The following is a 14866-nucleotide window of genomic DNA, read 5'->3' as shown; positions in this document are numbered from 1 at the left end:
CTCGAAACAGCGAAGGGAAACGATAACAGGCCGGTAAATCACCCACCGGCGCCGCGATTGCTCCATTCAGCGGGATTCATGACCGCCGCCACACCCGCTCGGAGCACCGTTCCAGGGTGCTGGAACGGTGCTCCCGGAATGCGGACGCGTATTCCGCCGTTCGGGCGCGGTGATGACGCGGGGTGATCTCCGCTACAGCTGCGAAGCTTCCGCGGCCAGCTTCTCGATCGTGGCGGGCTCCAGCGAGGCCGTCAGCCACGAACCGCCGACGCAGCCGACGTTCGGCAGCGCCAGGTACGAAGGCGCCGAAGCGACCGTGATCCCGCCGGTCGGGCAGAACTTCAACGACGGCAGCGGGCCCGCGATCGACTTCAGGTACGCGATCCCGCCCGACGCCTCCGCCGGGAAGAACTTCAGCGCCGTGAGCCCGCGCTCGGCCAGCCGCATCGCCTCGGACACGGTGCTCGCGCCGGGCAGGAACGGCAGGCCGGTCTCGAAGCACGCGTCGACGACCGCGTCGGTGCAGCCGGGGGTCACGAGGAACTTCGCCCCCGCGTCGGCGGCCTGCTTCGCGTGTTCCGGCGCGGTGACGGTGCCGGCGCCGATCACGATGTCCGGCACCTCGGCCGCGACGCGCTCGATCGCGGACAGCGCCGCCGGGGTGCGCAGGGTCAGCTCGATGACCCCGATCCCGCCCGCGAGCAGGGCCCGGGCCGTGGGCACCGCGTCGGCGGCGTCGTCGATCACCACGACGGGCATCACGGGGGACAGAGCGAGCAGGTCCTGACCGGTGGTCACTGACCAACCTCCTGGGTTGCGAAAGCGGGCGTTCCGAAGTGCTCCGGCGTCAAGCCGCCGAAGACGGAAGCGCCCTGGTCAGCGGGGCCGACGGCACGGCGCAACGCGGCGAACAGCTCTCGGCCGGTGCCCGTCCAGGATGCTTCGGACGGCGGCGAGTCCACAAGCTCACGGCGGGCGAGTTCTTCGTCACCGACCAGCACGTCGAGGCTGCCGGAGGAAGCGTCGAGGCGGATGACGTCGCCGTCGGCGATGCGCGCGATCGGGCCGCCCGCAGCGGCTTCCGGCGTCACCTGGATGGCGGCCGGGATCTTGCCCGACGCCCCCGACATCCGGCCGTCGGTGAGCAAGGCCACGGCGTGCCCGCGGTCCATCAGCACGCCCAGCGCCGGGGTGAGGCCGTGCAGCTCCGGCATGCCGTTCGCCCGCGGGCCCTGCTGCCGGAGCACCACGACGACGTCGCGGTCCAGCTCGCCCGCCTGGAACGCCGCCGTGAACGCTTCCTGGGTGGTGAACACCCGGGCCGGCGCCTGGACGACGCGGTGCTCGGGCGCCACCGCGGACACCTTGATCACCGCGCGGCCGAGGTTGCCCTCGACCATCCGCAGCCCGCCGTCCGCGGCGAACGGGCGCCACACCGGGCGCAGCACCTCTTCGTCGAGGCTGCGGGTGGGGACGTCGCGCCAGACGAGCTCCCCGTCGGACAGGATCGGCTCGGCGCGGTAGCGGTGCAGCCCGAACCCGGCGACCGTGTGCACGTCTTCGTGCAGCAGGCCCGCGTCGAGCAGCGTGCCGACCAGGAACTGGATGCCGCCGGCGGCGTGGAAGTGGTTGATGTCGGCGCTGCCGTTCGGGTAGACCCGCGCCAGCAGCGGCACGACCGCCGACAGGTCGGAGAAGTCGTCCCAGGTCAGCTGGATGCCGGCGGCCGCGGCGATCGCGACGAGGTGCATCGTGTGGTTGGTCGAGCCGCCGGTCGCGAGCAGCGCGATGACGCCGTTGACGAACGCCTTCTCGTCGAGGATTCGCGAGACCGGCGTGTACTCCTCGCCGCGCGAGATCGCGACGACCCGGCGCCCGGCCTCTTCGGTCAACGCGCGCCGCAAAGCGGACCCGGGCTGGACGAAGCTGGCGCCGGGCAGGTGCAGGCCCATCACCTCGACGACCATCTGGTTGGAGTTCGCGGTGCCGTAGAAGGTGCAGGTGCCGGCCGAGTGGTACGACGCCGCTTCGGCGTCGAGGAGGTCTTCGCGCGTCGCGAGCCCCTCGGCATACAGCTGCCGGACGCGGGCCTTCTCCTTGTTCGGCAGGCCCGAGTTCATCGGCCCGGCGGGCACCAGCACCGCGGGCAGGTGCCCGAAGGACAGGGCGCCGATCAGCAGGCCGGGCACGATCTTGTCGCAGACGCCCAGCAGCAGCGCCGCGTCGAACATGTCGTGGGAGAGCGCGATCGCCGTCGACATCGCGATGACCTCGCGGCTGAACAGGGACAGCTCCATGCCGGCGCGGCCCTGCGTGATGCCGTCGCACATGGCCGGGACGCCGCCGGCGAACTGGGCGACGCCGCCCGCCTGCCGCACGGACTTCTTCAGCCAGGCCGGGTACTCCTGCATCGGCTGGTGCGCCGAAAGCATGTCGTTGTAGGAGGAGACGATCGCGACGCCGGGGGCGCGCGCGGCCCGCAGCGCTTCCTTGTCGACGCCGTCCATCGCGGCGAACCCGTGGGCGAGGTTGCTGCACGCGAGACCGCGGCGGACGGGGCCTTCTTCGTGTGCGGCGGCCGTGCGGGCGAGGTAGGCGGTGCGGGTCGCGGCACTGCGCTCGGCGATGCGCGCGGTGACGTCGGCGACGACTCGGTGCAGCTTCGTGGTGGGGGCGGGGCTCATGTCCGGCTCCGGATCACTGGTGTGTGGTGGTCCGCGGGACGGCAACGCTGACGCCTCAGGGTCGTGACACTGGCCACACTACCTCGGGAAAACGCCGAATCAAAATCGATTCAGAAGATCGACCCGCGTGACCCCGATCACCTCACGAACCGTTAGTGTGCTAGTTGTCACACTGCACGACGCGCGGCAAAGCCGTAGGGGCGAGGGATCGCCCGGCCGGTTCCCTGTCGGCCCCACCACCACGGGAGGCATGATGTCCACCTCCGAGATCGCCGAGCTGCGGCGAACCATCGGCCAGCTCCGGCAGTGCGTCGGCGCACTGCGCTCTCGTTACGGCGACGCTTCGGCGGTGCGCCGGCTCGCGAACGACGTGGAGCGCCTCGACATCGACACCGCGGACCTCGACGGCACGCCCCTGGCCGTGCCCGCGCAGGCGAAGCCCGCCGAGCGCGTCCCGGTACCCGACACCCCCTACGACCCGGCGCTCTGGCACGGCGCCGATGACGAAGGCGTCGGCGGCTACAAGCGCGACCAGCGGTGAGCGCTCCGGCTGACAACGGCGTCGGCACCGGCGTCCGGGCCCCGAAGCGGGCCCGGATCGCCGAGCGCACCCTCCGCACGGACCGGTGGTGGCTCCAGCCGCTGCTGACCGTGCTCGGGCTGTCGGCGTTCATCATCTACGCGACGGTCCGCTCGTTCGTGCGCACCGCGTACTGGGTGCCCGACTACCACTACCTGACGCCGTTCTACTCGCCCTGCCTGTCCACTTCCTGCGTCGAGGGCTCGAGCCACTTCGGCCACTGGTTCGGCGACCTACCCGGCTGGATCCCGCTCGGCTTCGTCGTGCTGCCGTTCCTGCTCGGGTTCCGCCTGACCTGCTACTACTACCGCAAGGCCTACTACCGGGCCGTGTGGTTCTCCCCGCCCGCCTGCGCCGTCGCGGAACCGCACGCCAAGTACACCGGCGAGACGCGGCTGCCGCTGATCATCCAGAACGTCCACCGCTACTTCTTCTACGTGGCGCTGATCGTCTCGCTGATCAACACCTACGACGCCATCACGGCGTTCCACGGCAAGACCGGCGGCTTCGGCTTCGGGCTGGGCAACATCATCCTGCTCGGCAACGTGGTCCTGCTCTGGGCGTACACGCTTTCCTGCCACTCGTGCCGGCACGTGACCGGCGGCCGGCTGAAGCACTTCTCCAAGCACCCGGTGCGCTACTGGATCTGGACCAAGGTCTCGAAGCTCAACACCCGCCACATGGCGCTGGCCTGGACGACGCTCGGCACGCTGGTGCTGACCGACTTCTACGTCATGCTCGTGGCCAGCGGCGCGATCTCGGACCTGAGATTCGTCAACTAGCGCATCCGTTTTCTTCCCGACAACGACGTCCCCAGTTCCGAGGTGGAATCTCTTCATGACCGAGGTCGAACGGCACAGCTACGACGTGGTGGTGATCGGTGCCGGTGGCGCCGGTCTGCGCGCCGTGATCGAAGCTCGCGAACGCGGTTTCCGCGTCGCCGTCGTGTGCAAGTCCCTGTTCGGCAAGGCGCACACGGTGATGGCCGAGGGCGGGTGCGCGGCGTCGATGGGCAACGCGAACTCGAACGACAACTGGCAGGTCCACTTCCGCGACACCATGCGCGGCGGGAAGTTCCTCAACAACTGGCGGATGGCCGAGCTGCACGCCAAGGAGGCGCCGGACCGCGTCTGGGAGCTGGAGACCTACGGCGCCCTGTTCGACCGCACCGCGGACGGCCGGATCAGTCAGCGCAACTTCGGCGGGCACACCTACCCGCGGCTCGCGCACGTCGGTGACCGCACCGGCCTCGAGCTGATCCGCACGATGCAGCAGAAGATCGTTTCGCTGCAGCAGGAGGACTTCGCCGAGACCGGCGACTACGAGGCCAAGATCAAGGTCTTCGCCGAGTGCACGGTCACCGAGCTGCTCACCACCGACGGCAAGATCGCCGGCGCGTTCGGCTACTGGCGCGAGAGCGGCCGCTTCATCCTCTTCGAGGCGCCCGCGGTCGTGCTCGCCACCGGCGGCATCGGCAAGTCGTTCAAGGTGACGTCGAACTCGTGGGAGTACACCGGCGACGGCCACGCGCTGGCCCTGCGCGCGGGCGCGAAGCTGATCAACATGGAGTTCGTCCAGTTCCACCCGACCGGGATGGTCTGGCCGCCGAGCGTCAAGGGCATCCTCGTCACCGAGGGCGTGCGCGGGGACGGCGGCGTGCTCAAGAACTCCGACGGCAAGCGGTTCATGTTCGAGTACGTGCCCGACGTCTTCAAGGGCCAGTACGCGGAGAGCGAAGACGAAGCCGACCGCTGGTACACCGACCAGGAGAACAACCGCCGCACCCCGGATCTGCTGCCCCGCGACGAGGTCGCGCGCGCGATCAACTCCGAGGTCAAGGAGGGGCGCGGATCCCCGCACGGCGGCGTCTTCCTCGACATCGCGAGCCGGCTGCCCGCGGAGGAGATCAAGAAGCGGCTGCCGTCGATGTACCACCAGTTCAAGGAACTCGCGGACGTCGACATCACGGCCGAGCCGATGGAGGTCGGGCCGACCTGCCACTACGTCATGGGCGGCATCGAGGTCGACCCGGACACGGCCGGGGCGAGCGTGCCCGGCCTGTTCGCGGCGGGCGAGTGCTCGGGCGGGATGCACGGGTCCAACCGGCTCGGCGGCAACTCGCTGTCGGACCTGCTGGTGTTCGGCCGCCGCGCCGGGCTCGGCGCCGCCGAGTACGTGCTCGGCCTCGCCGACCGGCCCGCGGTTCACCAGTCCGATGTGGACGCCGCGGCGAAGATGGCGCTCGCGCCCTTCGACCCGCCCGAGGGCGCCACGGCCGAGAACCCGTACACCCTGCACACCGAGCTGCAGCAGTCGATGAACGACCTCGTCGGCATCATCCGCAAGGCCGGGGAGATCGAGCAGGCGCTGACGAAGCTCGCCGAGCTGCGGCAGCGGATCCTGCGCGTCACGGTGGAGGGGCACCGGCAGTTCAACCCCGGCTGGCACCTCGCGATCGACCTGCGCAACATGCTGATGGTCAGCGAATGCGTCGCGAAGGCCGCGCTGACGCGGACCGAAAGCCGCGGCGGGCACACACGCGACGACTTCCCCGGCATGGACGCCGAGTGGCGGAACAAGCTGCTGGTGTGCTCGGCGACGGCGGGGGACAACCCGGTCGTCCCGGACATCGACGTCGTGGTCAAGGAGCAGGTGCCGCTGCGGCAGGACCTGCTGGAGCTGTTCGAATTCGGCGAACTCGGGAAGTACTACACCGACGGCGAGCTCGAAGCGCACCCCGGGAGCAAGGCATGAGCTACAAGGCGAGTTTCCGGGTCTGGCGCGGCGACGACACCGGCGGCGAGCTGCAGGACTTCACGGTGGAGGTGAACGAGGGCGAGGTCGTCCTCGACATCATCCACCGGCTGCAAGCCACCCAGGCGTCGGACCTCGCGGTGCGCTGGAACTGCAAGGCGGGCAAGTGCGGCTCGTGCTCGGCCGAGATCAACGGCAAGCCGCGCCTGCTGTGCATGACGCGGATGTCGACGTTCACCGAGGACGAGGTGATCACGGTGACGCCGATGCGGACGTTCCCGGTGATCCGCGACCTGGTCACCGACGTGTCCTTCAACTACACGAAGGCGCGGGAGATCCCGTCGTTCACCCCGCCCGCGGACCTCAAGCCCGGTGAGTACCGGATGCAGCAGGTAGACGTCGAGCGCTCGCAGGAGTTCCGCAAGTGCATCGAGTGCTTCCTGTGCCAGAACACCTGCCACGTCGTACGCGACCACGAGGAGAACAAGGAGTCCTTCGCCGGGCCGCGGTACCTGATGCGCATCGCCGAGCTGGAGATGCACCCGCTCGACGTCGCGGACCGGCGGGACGCGGCGCAGGACGAGCACGGCCTCGGCTACTGCAACATCACCAAGTGCTGCAGTGAGGTGTGCCCGGAAGGCATCCACATCACCGACAACGCGCTCATCCCGATGAAGGAGCGCGTCGCGGACCGCAAGTACGACCCGATCGTCTGGCTCGGCAACAAGCTGTTCCGCCGCGACAAATGAGGTGACCCACCTGGCATGGTGGGGGCATGGAGATCGCGTTCGTGCCGCCGTCCGGCCTCGCTTCGGCCGGGCGGATCGCCGACCTGGTCAACCTCGTCTACGGCGAGGCGGAGAAGGGGCTTTGGCGGCAGAGCACCGATCGGACGTCCGCTGACGAGGTCGGCGCGTTCGTGCGGGCCGGGGAGATCGCCGTCGCTTCGGTGGACGGTGCTCTCGCCGGCTCGGTCCGCGTGCGGCGGCTCGACGACGCGACCGGCGAGTTCGGCATGCTCGCCGCCGATCCCGCCCGGCGCGGGGCCGGGATCGGGCGCGAGCTGGTGCGCTTCGCCGAGCGGACGTGCCGGGACGCCGGCTGCCGCGAGATGCAGCTCGAACTGCTCGTGCCGCGGGAGTGGACGCACCCGTCGAAGCAGTTCCTCGCCGAGTGGTACGCCCGGCTCGGCTACCGCGTGACGCACCGCGCCGACCTCGCCGAGGACTACCCGCACCTCGCGCCTTCGCTCGCGACGTCGTGCGACTTCCTCGTCTACCGCAAGGACCTCGCGTGACGCTGCTCGCCGGGGCGCTCGTCTTCGACCCCGAAACCGGGGACACGGCACGGGCCGACGTCCGGCTGGACGGCGCCCGGATCGCCGAGATCGGCCCCGGCCTCGACGGCGACGGGCGCGTCGACTGCTCGGGAGGTCTGCTGCTCCCCGGGCTCATCGACTGCCACGTGCACGTCGCCTTCCCGCGGCCCGAGCCGTTGCCGCGCAGCGCGCGGATCCTCGAAGCCGTGCCGGTGCTGCGTGGCTTGCTGGCCCGCGGGATCACCACCGTGCGGGACGCCTGGGGCGCCGACGCAGGAGTCAAGCACGCGCTGCGCGAAGGCTGGATCGACGGGCCCGACCTGCTCGTCAGCCTCCGCCAGCTGTCGCCGACCGGCGGGCTCGGCGACAGCTGGGAGCCGCCCGCGGGCACCGTCGACCACTACGGTGACCCCTCGCTGCCGGATCCGCTGTTCGACGGGCCCGACGCGGCGCGCGCGGCCGTCCGCCGGATGGTGCGCGCGGGCGCCGACTGGATCAAAGTCGGTGCGAGCGGCGCCATGCGGGCCGTGCGCGAGGGCACGGACGTCCGGCCGACCGACGACGAACTCGTCGCGCTGGTCGACGAGGCCCGCCGTGCCGGCCGGGACGTCCTGGCCCACGCCCACACCGCCGCAGCGGTCGCCTCGGCGGCCCGCGCCGGTGCCCGCAGCATCGAGCACGGCACGTTCCTCGACGACGACGCCGTGGCCGCGCTGGCGAACGCCTGGTACGTCCCGACGCTCTCGCCGATCAGCGGCAGCGAGTTCGCCGAGGTGCACCGCCGTTCGGTCCGCCTCGCGGCGGAAGCGGGCATCCCGATCGCCGCCGGCTCGGACCTGGCCCCGCGTCCCCATGTCGACTTGACGACCGAGCTGCGCCTGCTGGCCGCCGTGCTCGGCGACGCGGCCGCGCTGAAGGCGGCCACCTCCGAGGCGGCCCGTCTGCTGCGGCTGGAGCACGACCGGGGCCGTCTCGCGGTGGGGTTGCGGGCCGACGTGGTGCTGCTCGACGGGACCGACCTGGACGTGACCGACCTGCCGGGCCGCATCCGAGCCGTGTGGCACGACGGGAAACGGGTCGGCGCGGTGTGATGTCCGGGGAGGGGGCGAGCGCGGGGGCGCCTGACCGGATGATCTCGGCGTGGGGAGGGCCTTCGGGTTCGGGGTGGACGCCGGATGACTGACCCCGCGTCCGGTTCGCGGCCCGGCCCGCGCCGGACACCTGCCCGGGGTGGTCGGCGAGTGTTCGCAGCCCGGCCGGCTCGTCCAGGGGTTCCGGTACGCATCGGCTGATCGATCTCAAGCAGTCGGCACCAGTCCTCGTCGGCAGCGCCACCGGCGAGCCGCGTCCCCCGGGCGCACCCGGCGGCAGCGCACGTTCAGTTCGCCATGGCGTCGAACTCCTCGGCCAGCCGGACCAGGAACGCCCGGGACTCGTGTTCCGACAGGGCAACCTGTTCCAGCCGCGTGCGAAAGATGTAGAAGGCTTCGACCGCCACGCGTTCGTCGATGAACAGCCCGGCCGCGAAGGTCTCTTCGTAGGCCACCGGCGGGTGTTCGGCGAACTCGAGGATCGTGAACCGGCTGCCGGCCAGGTGGTACGGCGGCGCGGAGGCGGGGACGACGCGGATGGTGCAGTGCGGGAGATTGGTGGCCAGTACCAGGTATTGCAGCTGTTCGTGCATCAGCGCCGGGTCGCGCAGGACCGACCGCAGGGTGTGCTCGTAGACGAAGTAGAGGCACTGCGGCGGGTTGCGCCGTTGCAGCAGCTGCTGCCGGTCGATCCTCGCCTGGACGAGCGCCTTGAGCCGGTCCGTGGTGTACCGGCCGGACAGCTCGTAGACCGAGCGCACGTAGTCTTCGGTCTGGAGCATGCCCGGCAGGGCCAGCGGGCTGTTCGAGATCACCGCGGTCGCCAGGTTTTCCTGGATGATCAGCGACTTCATCGGGTCGACGAGCTTGTCGAAGTACGGCCGCACCCAGTACAGCTCGCTCGGCGGCCGGGTCAGGTGCAGCAGCCGGTCGCGTTCGGCGGCGTCGGTTCCGCAGTGCGCGAGGTAGATCGCCGCGTCGATCGGCGAGATCCGGCGGCCGTTCTCCCAGCCGGACACCTTCGACGCCGACCAGTGGGCGCGCCGGGCGACCTCGCGCAGCGACATTTGTCTCGCTTCACGCTGGTTTTTCAGCTCGACACCCATCTCCCGGGTGCGCACCGTGCTCTTTTCGGTCATGCCCCGCACGTTAAAGGCAAGCACCGACAAAACGGCTCCTGCCACGCGGCGGTTCACCGGAAGGGATGTTGCTGTTCTGCCTGTGTGACAACGGGTTTCGCGCGCGAAGCGCTGCGAAGCACCTTCGCACAATGAAGCGTGCTTCGCACCTTCGCGGAGTAGAAGGCATTCCCGGCGGCAATTCCGGGAATCCTTCCGGGCCACCGGTTTCACGGCGCGTCCGCCCCGGTGCGAACAGTTCCGCGCGAACCGGCGGGGCCCCGGCGGCGGTACCGGGCGCGCGGTGGTTGACTGCCCGCATGGCCGAACCGGAACCGCGGGACCTGGCCCCGCTGCTGCTGGCTCTCACCGTCGTCACCGGCGTGGTCGACGCCGTCAGCTTCCTCGGGCTCGGGCGGGTCTTCGTGGCCAACATGACCGGGAACGTCGTGTTCCTCGGGTTCGCCGCGGCGGGGGAGACCACGCTGTCCGTGCTCGCCTCGCTGACGGCCGTGCTGGCGTTCCTGGCCGGTGCCCTCGCCGGCGGGCGGCTCGCCCGGGCCGGGGACGACCACGGCGCCCTCCGCCGGGCGACCGCGGTCCAGGCGGGGCTGATCGCGGTGGCCGTCGTGCTGTGCGCGACGCTCGGCAGCGGCACGCGGGCGTGCAGCGAACTGCTGATCGTCGTGCTCGGGCTGGCGATGGGGCTGCAGAACGCGGCGGTCCGCCGGATCGGCGCGCCCGACCTGACGACGACCGTGCTGACGATGACGCTGACCGGTTTCGCGGCCGACTCGAAGGCGGCCGGCGGGACGGGTTCGCACCCGCTGCGGAAGGTCGCCGCCGTGGCGGCGATGCTCGCGGGCGCGTTCGCCGGCGGGATGCTCCAGCTGCACGTCGCCACGTGGGCCGCGTTGACGCTGGCGCTGGTGCTCGTGCTGGCCGTCGCGGCGGTACTGGCTGCCTGGGCTAGCCGAGCGCGCGGCCGCCGTCGACCAGCAGCCGCTGGCCCGTGATGAAGCCCGCGCCCTCCGACGCGAAGAAGCTCACCGCCGCGGCCACGTCTTCGGGGGTGCCCAGGCGGCCCGCCGGGACGTCGGCCAGGTAGGCCGCGCGCTCGGCTTCGGGGACGTCCGCGTGGCGCTCCACCGGGACGAAGCCCGGGGCCACCGAGTTGACCGTGATGCCGTCCGGGGCCAGCTCGCGGGCCCACGCGCGGGCCAGGCCGACCTGGGCCGCCTTGGCCGTCGCGTACGCCGAGCGGCCGGGTGGCGGGCGGTCCGCCACCTCCGAATCGATGTGGACGATCCGGCCGTACCCGCGGGCGCGCATGCCCGGGAGCACCGCGTGGCCCAGCAGCACCGGCGAGCGCACGAAGAAGTCCAGCTGCCCCAGGTGCGCCGGCCAGTCCACATCGGACAGCGGGACGTCCGGCTGCGGGCCGGTCGCGTTGACGACCAGGACGCTGATCGGGCCCAGCAGCGCCGTCACCGCGTCGACGAGCTCGCCCACCGCGCGCCGGTCGGTCACGTCGGCGGCGAACGCCGCGGCCCGGCCGCCCTCGGCGAGGACCGCCTCGGCGGCGGCCTTGAGGTCGGGATCGTCGTGCAGCCCGTTCACCGCCACGGCGAAGCCGTCACGGGCCAGCCGCCGGGCGATCGTGCGGCCCAGGCCTCGGGAGCTTCCGGTCACCAGTGCGACACCCATGGGCACCGACGCTAGGGGAGATCGGTGGACATGGAAAGGCCCCCGGCGGGTAACCGCCGGGGGCCTTTCCGCAGCCGGGAGATCAGGTCGCGGCACCGCCGACGGCCGAACCGAGCGCGATCTGCTCGACCTTGCCGCCCGTCCCGCCGATGACCTTCTTGTTGCGCCGGTTGCGCCGCTCCAGGTACGTCGCCAGCGCGGTCAGCAGCAGGCACATCACGACGTAGATGGCGGTCGCCACGATCGTGGACGGCACGATCGGCCGCCCGAACGTGCCCTGCGAACCGATGTACCGCGCGTAGTACAGCAGTTCCTGGAACGTGATGATGAAGCCGAGCGCGGTGTCCTTCAGCAGCACGACGAGCTGGCTGATGATCGTCGGCAGCATCGCCCGGATCGCCTGCGGCAGCAGGACCAGGAACATCACCTGCGTCTTGCGCATGCCCAGCGCGTACGCGGCTTCGCTCTGCCCCTTCGGCAGCGACTGGATGCCCGCCCGGAAGACCTCCGCCAGCACCGAGCCGTTGTAGAGCGTCAGGCCGAACACCACGCCGAGGAACGGCGTCATCGGCACGCCGAGCGTCGGCAGGCCGAAGTAGAACAGGAACATCAGGATCAGGGCCGGGATGGCGCGGAAGAACTCCACCACGAACCCGGCGATCCGGCGGACCCACGCGTGGTCGGACAGCCGCCCGGCCGCGAAGATCGCACCGAAGATCAGGGCCAGCACGGCCGCGGCCGCGAACGCCTGGAGGGTCTGGAGCACCGCGTTGCCCAGGTCGCGCTGCACCTGCGCGTACTGCAGCCACTCCCACTTGCGGGCGGTGAACTGGCCGCTGTCGTAGAACCGCCACCCGATGTAGGCGATGAACGCGACGACCACGAGGGTGCCGATGACCGCGTAGGTGCGGTAGCGCAGCCGGGCCTTCGGGCCCGGGACGTCGAACAGGACGTTGCTCATCGGGCCACGCTCCAGCGCTTCTCCAGGCTGCGTTGGACGAACGACAGCACGGTGACCAGGATGATGAAGCCGAGGGCGACCCACAGCAGGCCGACCAGCTGGTTCTCCCCGCGTTCGGACAGGTACGAGCGGATCGCGCCCGCCTCGGCGACGGAGAAACCGGCGGCGATGGTGGTGTTCTTCAGCAGCGCGATCAGGGTGCTGATCAGCGGCGGGACGACCGAGCGCAGCGCCTGCGGCAGGACGACCTGGCCGAGGATCTGGCCGAAGGTCAGCCCCAGCGCGCGGCCCGCTTCGGCCTGGCCGACCGGCACGGTGTTGATGCCCGAGCGCACGACCTCGCAGATGAACGCCGAGGTGTACACGGTCAGCGCGATCACGGCGGCCGGGAAGTAGTCGACCTTGACGATGTCGAGCAGGGGGTACGCGAACACGAAGAACGCGAACACCAGCGTGAGCGGGGTGTTCCGGGCGATCGTCACGTATGCCGTGCCGACGGCGCGGAAGACGGGTACCGGGCTCACCCGCAGCATGGCCAGGATCGTGCCCCAGACCAGGCTGCCGACGGCCGAGAGCACGAACAGTTCGATCGTGCGGAGGAAGAACGGACCGAACAGGTCCAGGTTGTTGAAGAGGACGTCCATGAGCCTTCCCCGCGTCCGTTTCAGGCGGTGGTCAGGTGGTGGATGTGGGAAGGCCGGCGGATCGGGAACCCCGATCCACCGGCCTCGGTGTCACGTCAGTACTTCTCGATGGTCGGCTTCTTGGCGGCCGAGCCCGACTTGCCGAGGGTCGCGTCGTAGATCTTCTGCCAGGTGCCGTCGTCCAGCGCCTTCTGCAGGATCTCGTTGACCTTGTCGCGCAGGACCTTGTCGTCCTTGTTCAGGCCGATGCCGTACTTCTCGGTGGAGAACGGCTGGCCGACGACCTTCAGGTTGTCCGGGTCCTGGGACGCGTAGCCCTTGAGGATCGCGTCGTCGGTCGTGACCGCGTCGACGTCCTTCGACAGCAGCTTCTCGACGCACTGCGAGTACTTCTGGAACTCGACGATGTTGCCCGGCTCGGTCAGGTTCTCCGAGCGGACCTTCTGGATCGGCGTCGAGCCGGTGACCGAGCAGACCTTCTTGCCCTTGAGGGTGTCCTTGCCGGTGATCGAGGTGTCGTCCTTGCGCACCAGCAGGTCCTGGCCGGCGAGGAAGTACGGGCCGGCGAAGGAGACGAGCGCCTTGCGCTTGTCGGTGATCGAGTACGTGCCGACGTAGTAGTTCACGTCGCCGTTCGCGATCGTCTGCTCGCGGGCACCCGAGTCGACCGTGCGGAAGGTGATCTTCTCCGGGTCGAAGCCGAGGCTGGCCGAGACGAGCTTCGCGATCTCGATGTCGAAGCCGCCGAACTTGCCGGTCGTCGGGTCCTTCTGGCCCAGGCCGGGCTGGTCGTCCTTGGCGCCGACGGTCAGCGCGCCCGCCGACTTCATCTTGGCGAACACCGGGGAGCCGGCCAGGTCGACGCCGGTCGCGACCGGGTAGGACGGCAGCGCGGCGGCGTTCGAACCGCTCTGGTCGCCGGCACCCGGGGTGCTCGGCGTGCCTTCCTTGCCGCAGGCGGTCAGGGTGGTCAGCGTCAGGCCACCGACGAGCACTCCCACCGCGAGGGTGCGGATCCTCATGTGAATTTCTCCTGTGTGTCGTCACCCGCGGCACGACGGCGCCGCGGAACGTTCTGTCAGTGGGTCAGGATCTTGCCGAGGAAGTCCTTCGCGCGCTCGCTCTTCGGCGCGGTGAAGAACTCCTCGGGCGTCGTGTCCTCGACGATTTCACCGTCGGCCATGAAGATCACCCGATCGGCTGCCCGGCGGGCGAAGCCCATCTCGTGGGTGACGACGAGCATCGTCATGCCGTCCTTGGCCAGGCCCGTCATCACGTCGAGGACCTCCTGGACCATCTCCGGGTCCAGCGCCGAGGTCGGCTCGTCGAACAGCATGACCTTGGGCCGCATCGCCAGCGCCCGCGCGATGGCGACGCGCTGCTGCTGGCCGCCCGAGAGCTGCGCCGGGTACTTGTCGGCCTGGTTGGCGATACCGACGCGCTCCAGCAGTTCCATCGCCGTCTTGCGCGCTTCGGCCTGCGAGGTCTTGCGGACCTTCACCGGCGCGAGCATGACGTTCTCGACGATGGTCTTGTGCGCGAACAGGTTGAACGACTGGAACACCATGCCGACGTCGGCGCGCAGGGCCGCGAGCGCCTTGCCCTCGGCGGGCAGCGGGACGCCGTCCACGGCGATCTCGCCCGAGTTGATCGGCTCCAGCCGGTTGATGGCGCGGCAGAGGGTCGACTTGCCCGAGCCCGAAGGACCGAGCACCACGACGACCTGGCCGCGGGGCACCTCGAGCGTGATCTCCCTGAGCACGTGCAGGTCGCCGAAGTACTTGTTCACGGCGGCCGCCTTGATCATCGGCGCCGCCACCTCCGCGGTCATCTGGCCTCCAGGATCGGTCGAACGCGGCGTGGGTCACCACGCGATGGCGAGAACCTACCGCCGTGCTCCCGGCTCGCAAGGCGGCTTGACCCATTCTTAGGGTTTCAAGTGGGTATCGATGTCCGATTCGGCACCCGGCGCGCCGAGGTCCTAGAGTTCGTCCCTACCGGCCGGTGAA

General features: G+C 70.3%; 15 protein-coding genes. 7 read left to right on the top strand and 8 right to left on the bottom strand.

Annotated features, from left to right (window positions below; genetic code table 11):
- Positions 1 to 192: 192 nt before the first annotated feature.
- Both eda and edd read right to left on the bottom strand, forming a co-directional pair.
- Positions 193 to 798 (bottom strand): bifunctional 4-hydroxy-2-oxoglutarate aldolase/2-dehydro-3-deoxy-phosphogluconate aldolase, encoded by a 606-nt coding sequence (eda, locus tag H4696_RS21625; protein WP_086862436.1) that lies wholly within the window; start codon positions 796 to 798, stop codon positions 193 to 195.
- Complete coding sequence (gene edd, locus H4696_RS21620; RefSeq protein WP_169735069.1) at positions 795 to 2684, bottom strand: phosphogluconate dehydratase; 1890 nt, start codon at positions 2682 to 2684, stop codon at positions 795 to 797. Before edd ends, eda begins: the two co-directional genes overlap by 4 nt.
- A gap of 253 nt (positions 2685 to 2937) precedes the next feature.
- Here edd and H4696_RS21615 point away from each other — a divergent pair, with 253 nt between their 5' ends.
- From H4696_RS21615 to H4696_RS21590, 6 genes are read left to right on the top strand one after another with little or no spacing between them, the layout of a single operon-like run.
- Complete coding sequence (locus H4696_RS21615) at positions 2938 to 3225, top strand: hypothetical protein (protein WP_163046790.1); 288 nt, start codon at positions 2938 to 2940, stop codon at positions 3223 to 3225.
- Positions 3222 to 4046 carry a hypothetical protein gene (locus H4696_RS21610; RefSeq protein ID WP_086862434.1) on the top strand — a complete coding sequence of 275 codons (825 nt, stop codon included), beginning with the start codon at positions 3222 to 3224 and terminating at the stop codon, positions 4044 to 4046. The genes H4696_RS21615 and H4696_RS21610 overlap by 4 nt, the downstream gene beginning before the upstream one ends.
- A 55-nt stretch (positions 4047 to 4101) precedes the next feature.
- Positions 4102 to 6018, top strand: a complete 1917-nt coding sequence (locus H4696_RS21605; RefSeq protein WP_086862433.1) for a fumarate reductase/succinate dehydrogenase flavoprotein subunit — start codon at positions 4102 to 4104, stop codon at positions 6016 to 6018.
- Positions 6015 to 6767, top strand: a complete 753-nt coding sequence (locus H4696_RS21600; protein ID WP_086862432.1) for a succinate dehydrogenase/fumarate reductase iron-sulfur subunit — start codon at positions 6015 to 6017, stop codon at positions 6765 to 6767. Before H4696_RS21605 ends, H4696_RS21600 begins: the two co-directional genes overlap by 4 nt.
- Positions 6768 to 6793: 26 nt before the next feature.
- Positions 6794 to 7315 carry a GNAT family N-acetyltransferase gene (locus H4696_RS21595; RefSeq protein WP_086862431.1) on the top strand — a complete coding sequence of 174 codons (522 nt, stop codon included), beginning with the start codon at positions 6794 to 6796 and terminating at the stop codon, positions 7313 to 7315.
- A complete protein-coding gene (locus H4696_RS21590; protein WP_158104361.1) occupies positions 7312 to 8427 on the top strand; it encodes an amidohydrolase family protein in 1116 nt (371 codons plus the stop codon). Before H4696_RS21595 ends, H4696_RS21590 begins: the two co-directional genes overlap by 4 nt.
- Before the next feature lie 287 nt (positions 8428 to 8714).
- Here the strand turns inward: H4696_RS21590 and H4696_RS21585 are convergent, their stop codons facing one another.
- The gene (locus H4696_RS21585; RefSeq protein ID WP_086862429.1) at positions 8715 to 9566 is read right to left on the bottom strand and encodes a helix-turn-helix domain-containing protein; all 852 of its coding nucleotides are present in this window, start codon (positions 9564 to 9566) and stop codon (positions 8715 to 8717) included.
- A gap of 299 nt (positions 9567 to 9865) precedes the next feature.
- Here H4696_RS21585 and H4696_RS21580 point away from each other — a divergent pair, with 299 nt between their 5' ends.
- A complete protein-coding gene (locus tag H4696_RS21580; protein WP_086862428.1) occupies positions 9866 to 10561 on the top strand; it encodes a YoaK family protein in 696 nt (231 codons plus the stop codon).
- On the opposite strand, the gene H4696_RS21575 is transcribed toward H4696_RS21580, so the two are convergent.
- From H4696_RS21575 to H4696_RS21555, 5 genes are all read right to left on the bottom strand, one after another.
- Positions 10515 to 11252, bottom strand: a complete 738-nt coding sequence (locus H4696_RS21575) for an SDR family NAD(P)-dependent oxidoreductase (RefSeq protein WP_086862427.1) — start codon at positions 11250 to 11252, stop codon at positions 10515 to 10517. The genes H4696_RS21580 and H4696_RS21575 overlap by 47 nt on opposite strands.
- Before the next feature lie 82 nt (positions 11253 to 11334).
- Positions 11335 to 12213: an amino acid ABC transporter permease gene (locus H4696_RS21570; protein ID WP_086862426.1), complete on the bottom strand. Its 879-nt coding sequence runs from the start codon at positions 12211 to 12213 to the stop codon at positions 11335 to 11337.
- Entirely contained in the window at positions 12210 to 12857 is a 648-nt protein-coding gene (locus tag H4696_RS21565) for an amino acid ABC transporter permease (RefSeq protein ID WP_086862425.1), read from the bottom strand. Before H4696_RS21565 ends, H4696_RS21570 begins: the two co-directional genes overlap by 4 nt.
- 95 nt (positions 12858 to 12952) lie before the next feature.
- A complete protein-coding gene (locus tag H4696_RS21560; protein ID WP_086862424.1) occupies positions 12953 to 13879 on the bottom strand; it encodes a glutamate ABC transporter substrate-binding protein in 927 nt (308 codons plus the stop codon).
- Between the two features lie 56 nt (positions 13880 to 13935).
- Positions 13936 to 14664 (bottom strand): amino acid ABC transporter ATP-binding protein, encoded by a 729-nt coding sequence (locus H4696_RS21555; RefSeq protein ID WP_192783056.1) that lies wholly within the window; start codon positions 14662 to 14664, stop codon positions 13936 to 13938.
- Between the last annotated feature and the right edge of the window lie 202 nt (positions 14665 to 14866).

This window comes from Amycolatopsis lexingtonensis (assembly GCF_014873755.1).
Taxonomy (GTDB): domain Bacteria; phylum Actinomycetota; class Actinomycetes; order Mycobacteriales; family Pseudonocardiaceae; genus Amycolatopsis; species Amycolatopsis lexingtonensis.
Note: the sequence above shows the minus strand (reverse complement) of the source record. Positions and strands in the feature narration are given on the sequence as shown.

Coding starts and splice junctions, on each gene's coding strand:
- H4696_RS21555 (WP_192783056.1), bottom strand. CDS start 14,664: ATGATCAAGGCGGCCGCCGTGAACAAGTACTTCGGCGACCTGCACGTG.
- edd (WP_169735069.1), bottom strand. CDS start 2,684: ATGAGCCCCGCCCCCACCACGAAGCTGCACCGAGTCGTCGCCGACGTC.
- H4696_RS21615 (WP_163046790.1), top strand. CDS start 2,938: ATGTCCACCTCCGAGATCGCCGAGCTGCGGCGAACCATCGGCCAGCTC.
- H4696_RS21560 (WP_086862424.1), bottom strand. CDS start 13,879: ATGAGGATCCGCACCCTCGCGGTGGGAGTGCTCGTCGGTGGCCTGACG.
- H4696_RS21565 (WP_086862425.1), bottom strand. CDS start 12,857: ATGGACGTCCTCTTCAACAACCTGGACCTGTTCGGTCCGTTCTTCCTC.
- H4696_RS21600 (WP_086862432.1), top strand. CDS start 6,015: ATGAGCTACAAGGCGAGTTTCCGGGTCTGGCGCGGCGACGACACCGGC.
- H4696_RS21585 (WP_086862429.1), bottom strand. CDS start 9,566: ATGACCGAAAAGAGCACGGTGCGCACCCGGGAGATGGGTGTCGAGCTG.
- H4696_RS21595 (WP_086862431.1), top strand. CDS start 6,794: ATGGAGATCGCGTTCGTGCCGCCGTCCGGCCTCGCTTCGGCCGGGCGG.
- H4696_RS21580 (WP_086862428.1), top strand. CDS start 9,866: ATGGCCGAACCGGAACCGCGGGACCTGGCCCCGCTGCTGCTGGCTCTC.
- H4696_RS21575 (WP_086862427.1), bottom strand. CDS start 11,252: ATGGGTGTCGCACTGGTGACCGGAAGCTCCCGAGGCCTGGGCCGCACG.
- H4696_RS21605 (WP_086862433.1), top strand. CDS start 4,102: ATGACCGAGGTCGAACGGCACAGCTACGACGTGGTGGTGATCGGTGCC.
- H4696_RS21570 (WP_086862426.1), bottom strand. CDS start 12,213: ATGAGCAACGTCCTGTTCGACGTCCCGGGCCCGAAGGCCCGGCTGCGC.